General features: G+C 66.8%; 6 protein-coding genes. All 6 read left to right on the forward strand.

From position 1 onward, the window contains the following. Nucleotides 1-74: 74 nt before the first annotated feature. The 6 genes from ON34_RS05455 to murA all read left to right on the forward strand — a co-directional run bounded on the left by ON34_RS05455 (nucleotide 75) and on the right by murA (nucleotide 5,697). The gene (locus tag ON34_RS05455; RefSeq protein ID WP_040774995.1) at nucleotides 75-1,046 is read left to right on the forward strand and encodes a F0F1 ATP synthase subunit gamma; all 972 of its coding nucleotides are present in this window, start codon (nucleotides 75-77) and stop codon (nucleotides 1,044-1,046) included. Nucleotides 1,047-1,094: 48 nt separating this feature from the next. Continuing rightward, the gene (gene atpD / locus ON34_RS05460) at nucleotides 1,095-2,543 is read left to right on the forward strand and encodes a F0F1 ATP synthase subunit beta (protein WP_040774998.1); all 1,449 of its coding nucleotides are present in this window, start codon (nucleotides 1,095-1,097) and stop codon (nucleotides 2,541-2,543) included. 6 nt (nucleotides 2,544-2,549) lie between these two features. Further along, complete coding sequence (locus ON34_RS05465; RefSeq protein ID WP_040775001.1) at nucleotides 2,550-2,927, forward strand: F0F1 ATP synthase subunit epsilon; 378 nt, start codon at nucleotides 2,550-2,552, stop codon at nucleotides 2,925-2,927. Nucleotides 2,928-3,169: 242 nt separating this feature from the next. Further along, nucleotides 3,170-3,592, forward strand: coding sequence for a DUF2550 domain-containing protein (locus ON34_RS05470; RefSeq protein WP_040775004.1), 423 nt, complete (start codon nucleotides 3,170-3,172; stop codon nucleotides 3,590-3,592). A 48-nt stretch (nucleotides 3,593-3,640) separates the two neighbouring features. Next, nucleotides 3,641-4,222 (forward strand): cob(I)yrinic acid a,c-diamide adenosyltransferase, encoded by a 582-nt coding sequence (locus ON34_RS05475; protein ID WP_040775007.1) that lies wholly within the window; start codon nucleotides 3,641-3,643, stop codon nucleotides 4,220-4,222. A gap of 215 nt (nucleotides 4,223-4,437) precedes the next feature. Continuing rightward, nucleotides 4,438-5,697 carry a UDP-N-acetylglucosamine 1-carboxyvinyltransferase gene (murA, locus tag ON34_RS05480; protein WP_040775010.1) on the forward strand — a complete coding sequence of 420 codons (1,260 nt, stop codon included), beginning with the start codon at nucleotides 4,438-4,440 and terminating at the stop codon, nucleotides 5,695-5,697. Nucleotides 5,698-6,000: the final 303 nt, after the last annotated feature.

A 6,000-nucleotide genomic window follows, 5' to 3' on the forward strand; every position in this document is an offset into this window, starting at 1 on the left:
AGCGTGCGTAACCACGTAGTGCCCCGCGAATGCCGCCAATCAAACGCAGCGAATGAAGGGAGTGTGAACCGCTGATGGCAAGCTTGCGTGAATTGCGCTCCCGCATTCGTGGTGTGAATTCGATCAAGAAGATCACCAAGGCTCAAGAGCTGATCGCGACCTCGCGCATCTCCAAGGCCCAGGCCAGGGTCGCGGCCGCGAAGCCGTACGCCGAGGAGATCACCAAGGTCCTCAGTGAGCTGGCGAGTGCGTCCAAGAACCTGTCGCACCCGCTGCTGACCGAGCGCCCCGACCCGCGTCGTGCCGCCGTGCTGGTGATCACCAGCGACAGCGGTATGTGCGGTGGCTACAACTCGAACGTGCTCAAGCGCGCCGAAGAGCTGATGACCACCCTGCGCGACGAGGGCAAGGAGCCGGTGCTCTACGTCATGGGCAACAAGGGCCTGACGTACTACACCTTCCGCAACCGCCCGTTCGTGTCCGCGTGGACCGGGTTCTCGCAGCAGCCGAAGTACACCGATGCCTCGGCCGCCTGCCACCACCTGGTGGACGCGTTCATGGCCGGGTCGGACGGCGAGGTTCCCCACCCGCACGGGACGGGCGACATCGCCGGAGTGGATGAACTGCACATCGTCTACACCCGCTTCGTGTCGATGCTGACCCAGACCCCGGAGGTGCGCCGGTTGGCGCCCATCCAGGTGAGCTTCGTCGACGAGAACTTCGACCTGGGCGAGGACATCGTGTCGGATTCGCCGACCGCGGAGGTCCACGCGCAGTACGAATTCGAGCCCGACGCCGATGTGCTGCTGGCGGCGCTGCTGCCGAAGTACATCAACACGCGCATCTACGCGTCGTTGCTCGAGGCAGCGGCATCCGAGTCCGCGGCTCGGCGCACCGCAATGAAGGCCGCCACCGACAACGCCAACGAACTCGCGAGCGTGCTTCAGCGCGAGGCGAACTCGGTGCGTCAGGCCCAGATCACGCAGGAAATCAGCGAAATCGTCGGCGGCGTGAACGCGCTGGCGGCGAGCTCGGACCGCGACTAAGCGCCGCGGCCCCAGTGCCGCCCATCGACACGGAGAGAACCAACACCAATGACCGCAGCTGTCACTCGAGAAGACACGAGCCGGACCGGCGCCGCCACGGGCCGCGTCGCCCGGGTCATCGGCCCCGTCGTGGACGTCGAATTCCCCCGCGGAGCCATCCCCGAACTGTTCAACGCGCTGCACGCCGAGATCACCCTGACCTCGGTGGCCAAGACCCTGACCCTCGAGGTCGCCCAGCACCTCGGCGACAACATCGTGCGCACCATCTCGATGCAGCCGACCGACGGCCTGGTTCGTGGCGCCACCGTCACCGACACCGGCAAGCCGATCTCGGTGCCGGTCGGCGACGTGGTCAAGGGCCACGTCTTCAACGCCCTCGGCGACTGCCTGGACACCCCCGGCCTCGGCCGCGACGGCGAGCAGTGGGGCATCCACCGCAAGCCGCCGTCGTTCGACCAGCTCGAGGGCAAGACCGAGATCCTGGAGACGGGCATCAAGGTCATCGACCTGCTCACCCCGTACGTGAAGGGTGGCAAGATCGGCCTGTTCGGTGGCGCCGGTGTCGGCAAGACCGTTCTGATCCAGGAGATGATCACCCGTATCGCGCGGGAGTTCTCCGGCACCTCCGTGTTCGCCGGCGTCGGCGAGCGCACCCGTGAGGGCACCGACCTCCGCCTGGAGATGGAAGAGATGGGCGTCCTCCCCGACACCGCCCTCGTCTTCGGCCAGATGGACGAGCCGCCGGGCACCCGTATGCGCGTCGCCCTCTCGGCCCTCACCATGGCCGAGTACTTCCGCGACGTGCAGCACCAGGACGTGCTGCTGTTCATCGACAACATCTTCCGGTTCACCCAGGCCGGTTCCGAGGTCTCCACCCTGCTCGGCCGCATGCCTTCGGCCGTCGGTTACCAGCCGACCCTGGCCGACGAGATGGGTGAGCTGCAGGAGCGGATCACCTCGACCCGCGGTCGGTCCATCACCTCGCTGCAGGCCATCTACGTGCCCGCCGACGACTACACCGACCCGGCTCCGGCGACCACCTTCGCCCACTTGGACGCGACGACCGAGCTCTCCCGCCCGATCTCGCAGAAGGGCATCTACCCGGCCGTCGACCCGCTGACCTCGACCTCCCGCATCCTGGAGGCCTCGATCGTCGGCGACCGGCACTTCGCGGTGGCCAACGAGGTGAAGCGGATCCTGCAGAAGTACAAGGAGCTGCAGGACATCATCGCCATCCTCGGTATGGACGAGCTCTCCGAAGAGGACAAGGTCCTCGTCGGCCGCGCCCGTCGTCTGGAGAAGTTCCTCGGCCAGAACTTCATCGTGGCCGAGAAGTTCACCGGCCAGGTGGGTTCGGTCGTGCCGCTGGAGCAGACCATCGACGACTTCGACCGGGTCTGCAAGGGCGAGTTCGACCACTTCCCGGAGCAGGCGTTCAACAGCTGCGGTGGTCTGGATGACGTCGAAGCTGCCGCCAAGAAGATCGCCGGAAAGTAGTCACCGATGGCGGAAATGTCAGTCGATCTCGTCGCGGTTGAACGGCTGCTCTGGTCCGGCCAGGCGTCGTTCGTCAGCGCGCAGACCACCGAGGGCCAGATCGGCATCATGCCGGGGCACGAGCCGCTGCTCGGCCAGCTGGTCGAGGGCGGCACCGTGAACATCGTGTCCACCGAGGGTGAGCGCATCGTCGCCGCGGTGCACGGTGGCTTCTTCTCCGTGACCGCGAACTCGGTTCGGGTACTGGCCGAATCGGCGGAGTTCGCCGACGAGGTGGATGTCGAGGCGGCCCGCCGGGTGCTGGCCGACTCGGAGGCCAGTGCAGAGCAGCAGAAGGCGGCTCAGGCCCGGGTGCGCGCGGTCGAGCAGACCTCGAACGCGTAAGCGACAACCTGTCATAGCGGCACGTCGGCTGTCGGCGGTGAAGACACTCTTCACCGCCGACAGCGTCTTTGTAGGCGAGTCGGACACGGCCGGGCCATTTGTAAACTCGGGGCCGTGGTTGAATGACCGCACGCGGTGTGCGCATCGGGCTCGGAAACGGCGGCCTGCGAAACACCGCCAATCGAATACCGTGTCGACGACACGGCGGCGCAGCGAAGGGACGAACGGCATTGCAAACCGGGATGGTTCTGCTGATCATTCTGGTGCTCATGCTCGTGTTCCTCGCGCTGGCCTCGACCTATCGCCTGATCATGTTGCGCCGCGGCGGAACTGCCGCGATTCTGCGCGTTCTCCCCGCCCGCGGCGGTCAGGGCTGGCGGCACGGATTGATCCGGTACGACGAGGACCGGCTCGTCTTCTTCAAGCTCACCAGCCTCAAACTGGGCCCGGATTCCACGATTCGGCGTCAAGGCATCGAGATCGGAGATCGCCGCGGCCCGCGCGGCGACGAATACGACATCATGACCGACGACATCGCCGTGATCGCGGTGTCGGACCGGACCGGCGGCTTCGAGCTGGCACTCGATCGCGACTCGCTGACCGCCTTTCTCTCCTGGGTGGAGTCCCGCCCTTCGGACCGCACCCGGCGGATGCCGGGTCTGTAGCACGCTTCGGGGCGGACTTCGCCCGGCCGCGCCCATTAGGGTTGTGCTGTGAGTGTGCACTTGACGCGGATCTACACCCGGACCGGCGATGACGGGACCACGGGACTGAGCGACTTCTCCCGGGTCGCCAAAACCGACCCGCGTCTGGTCGCCTACGCCGACTGTGATGAGACGAACGCCGCCATCGGTGTGGCGATCGCACTCGGGCAGCCGGAGGAGGCGATGCTCGCGGTGCTGCGGCAGATCCAGAACGATCTGTTCGACGCGGGCGCCGACCTGTCCACACCCGTGGTGGCGGAGCCCAAGTACCCGCCGCTGCGCGTCACACAACCCTACGTCGACCGGCTCGAAGCGTGGTGCGATGAGTTCAACGCCGAACTGCCCGCCCTCAATTCGTTCATCCTGCCCGGTGGTACGCCGCTGGCGGCACTGCTGCACACCGCCCGCACCGTCGCCCGCCGTGCGGAACGCTCCGCGTGGGCCGCGATCGAGGCGTATCCGGACGACACCGGCGTCCTGCCCGCCAAGTACCTCAATCGCCTCTCGGACCTGCTGTTCATCCTGAGCCGGGTGGCCAATCCCGGCGGCGATATCCTGTGGAAGCCCGGCGGGGACCCGCCGGGCGCCTGATCGCGTCGGCGAGAACATGCGAGTACGCGAGTAACCACCGGGTATGCCGGGAACACGACGCCGACCACGCCGTCGGCCGCGCAACGCCCAGCTCACGGCGCTCGCTCGTACGGCAAAGACGGCCAAGGCGAGGGGAGTCGCGGAGAGGCGGCACCGTAGTGGGCCGCCGCAACTATCCTTGCACCAACAGTGCGCCGAATACGCGGAGAGGCGGCATGGAACGGTTTTTGGTTACCGGCGGAAATCGACTCGTCGGTGAGGTCACGGTGGGGGGCGCCAAGAACAGCGTCCTCAAGCTGATGGCCGCTGCGTTGCTGGCCGAGGGCACCACCACCATCACGAACTGCCCGGACATCCTCGACGTGCCGCTGATGGCCGATGTACTGCGCGGCCTCGGTTGCGATGTGACCATCGACGGCGGGGCGGTCACCATCACCACCCCCGCCGAGCCGAAGTACCACGCGGACTTCCCCGCGGTCACCCAGTTCCGCGCCTCGGTGTGTGTGCTCGGTCCGCTGATGGCTCGGTGCAAGCGAGCGGTCGTCGCGCTGCCCGGCGGTGACGCGATCGGCTCGCGTCCGCTCGACATGCACCAGGCCGGTCTGCGTCTGCTCGGCGCGACCAGCGAGATCGAGCACGGCTGCGTGGTGGCGAGGGCCGACGAACTGCAAGGCGCCAGGATCCGCCTCGACTTCCCCTCGGTCGGCGCGACCGAGAACATCCTCATGGCGGCGGTGCTCGCCGAGGGTGAGACGGTGATCGACAATGCCGCGCGCGAGCCGGACATCGTCGACCTGTGCAACATGCTCGTCCGGATGGGCGCGCGGATCAGCGGGGCGGGCACCTCGGTGCTCACCATCCAGGGCGTCGAGCGGCTCTCGCCCACCACCCACCGCGTCATCGGCGACCGCATCGTGGCCGCGACCTGGGGGATCGCCGCCGCGATGACCCTCGGGGACATCCGCGTCACCGGCGTGAACCCCAAGCACCTGTCCCTGGTGCTGGACAAGCTGCGTTCCGCGGGCGCCCGGATCTCGTTCGAGCAGGACGGCTTCCGCGTGGTGCAGGCCGAGCGCCCGCGCGCGGTGAACTTCTCCACCCTGCCGTTCCCCGGCTTCCCGACCGACCTGCAACCGATGGCGATCGGGCTCGCGTCCATCGCGGACGGGACGTCGATGATCACCGAGAACATCTTCGAGGCGCGCTTCCGCTTCGTGGAGGAGATGATCCGGCTCGGCGCCGACGCACGCACCGATGGGCACCACGCCGTGGTGCGCGGCATTCCCAGGTTGTCGAGCGCTCCGGTGTGGTCGTCCGATATCCGGGCGGGCGCCGGCCTGGTCCTCGCCGGATTGGTCGCCGACGGGACCACCGAAGTGCACGACGTCTTCCACATCGATCGCGGTTATCCGAATTTCGTCGAGCAGTTGCAAGCACTGGGCGGCGATGTTGTGCGCGTCGGCGGCGCGGATTGATCGCCGATTCGATCCCGGTCGCAGCGACTTCTGATCGTTTCCTTGAAAACGCTTTCTGACCAGCGGATTTGACATCGTGCACGCAGACACGTAACTTTGTCCAAGTCAGAGCGACACGGACACCGACCCGGAGCCGAGGAGCTGAGCGGAAACGCTGAGCGAGAGGCCAGGGAAACGAGGTAGGACGAGGAGCGCCTGACGATCACACTAGCTCGAACGCGAGCCTTGTTTGCAACGAGGTTCGAGGCTGAGCTAAGCTGGAAAAGTTGCTTCACCGATCAATCGGCTCGAACCGGGCGACGG

The organism is Nocardia pneumoniae NBRC 100136, from assembly GCF_000308755.1.
Lineage (GTDB): Bacteria > Actinomycetota > Actinomycetes > Mycobacteriales > Mycobacteriaceae > Nocardia > Nocardia pneumoniae.